This window comes from Microcystis sp. LEGE 00066 (genome assembly GCF_015207925.1).
GTDB lineage: Bacteria > Cyanobacteriota > Cyanobacteriia > Cyanobacteriales > Microcystaceae > Microcystis > Microcystis ichthyoblabe_A.
In genome coordinates this window covers 1-1,361 of record NZ_JADEVX010000362.1, presented here as the reverse complement: position 1 = coordinate 1,361, position 1,361 = coordinate 1, and the positions used below count along the sequence as shown (strand labels likewise).

Annotated in this window: 2 protein-coding genes; both read right to left on the bottom strand. The window is 43.1% G+C overall.

The features are described 5' to 3' along the window. Positions 1–122: 122 nt before the first annotated feature. On the bottom strand, positions 123–962 hold the full coding sequence (locus IQ224_RS23535; RefSeq protein WP_228036375.1) for a hypothetical protein: 840 nt from the start codon (positions 960–962) through the stop codon (positions 123–125). Between the two features lie 158 nt (positions 963–1,120). Further along, positions 1,121–1,361: transposase (locus IQ224_RS23530; protein ID WP_194032751.1), on the bottom strand; the 241-nt coding region annotated here is incomplete at its 5' end.

Below are 1,361 nucleotides of genomic sequence, written 5' to 3'. Positions count from 1 at the left end.
TAAAAATTTTGTTAGAATTTCATCCAGATTTATGAGTTGAAATCGATTTTTCATGGACAAAGTTCTTAAAACCTGTCTATCTCCAGCGTTGGATGATAATTATCTGTCAAAAAATAATGCTTCTACACAAGTTCTCTATTTAAATAAGAGAATTTTATCTGAATTTTTTTCAAAATGAGAATTGCTGAGGAAAAACTGAGGAGCGAGTCAAAGGCAGCATGGGAGGGATTGCATTTCAAGGATTCGCCCAGATGAAAGTAAAGGTCTTCATTAAAGGCTCGACAGGCACTCAAGACATAAACCGCATCTTCCAACACCCTGTCCGTGTATTTCAGGAGTCTTTCTACCAAAATCCCTAATTTCCGATTAAATCCCTCTCCTGTCTCGGAAACGGATTGAAAGTCGGCAGCGGTAAAGGCTTCTTTTTTTCCTGGCGCCATCCTGACTAAATCCGCGCATAGCCCCAGCAAGAGAGGATGAACGGAATCGCCATCAAAACTACTATAGGCAATCAAGCCCTGCTGCACTTGGGTATCCTCAATTCCGACTCTTTGTAGGTAGTCGAGGGCATCGGTTACTTGAAAGTTGAACACTTGCCTGCACTCTAACTTGTCCGCTGTAATTGAACAATAGCTGGCTCGATGCCACTGGGGAATTTCCCGTCCTGCCATGACGATGACAATTTGGGGCAACTCCAACAACTGCGACAACAGACACCGCAGCCACTCATCCTGCTTGAAAAATCTGGCACTTCCTTGATTGCGCCCTTCTCCCCAAAAGGCTTCGTGGGTGTCGAAAAACAGCACCAGTTTTTCAGGAGCGCCCTCTCTTTGCATGGCGACCTTGAGATCTTCCGCAAAAAAGTTAGGCAAAGCAACAATCAATTCCCTATCGGGGTCTAACTCGGTGATCCGTTGAAAATCTTTTTTTTGGAGTCCTCGACCATTTAGGTAACGATTCAAGTCCTTACCCAAATGTTTTGCTATGAGATTCAACGTGCTGGCTGTTAGTGTCGCTAAGGTACCGGGCAAGCCTAGTATGGCCGCCAAGTCTTTGTTCTCCTGAGCGATCGTTTTAATTGTGTTAATAATCCCGGCTCTTCGTTACTCTTTATGCTAAATCAACATACAAGATGCCAAGACAACATACTTCTAACCCAAAAATTCCGAAAGTTTCTAAAGCCATAGCCTCTTCTTTTTATTAGTTTAAGTTTATTGTTGATTCCCTCGACCACCCCATTCGTTGTCCTTCGCTCGAAATAACTAATTATTTCTCCAAACCAGTTTCGGATTGTTTGACAACTCTTAGTAAAAACACTGGAGGATTTTGCCAACCATTCCGAGATGGATAGCATTCCCTCT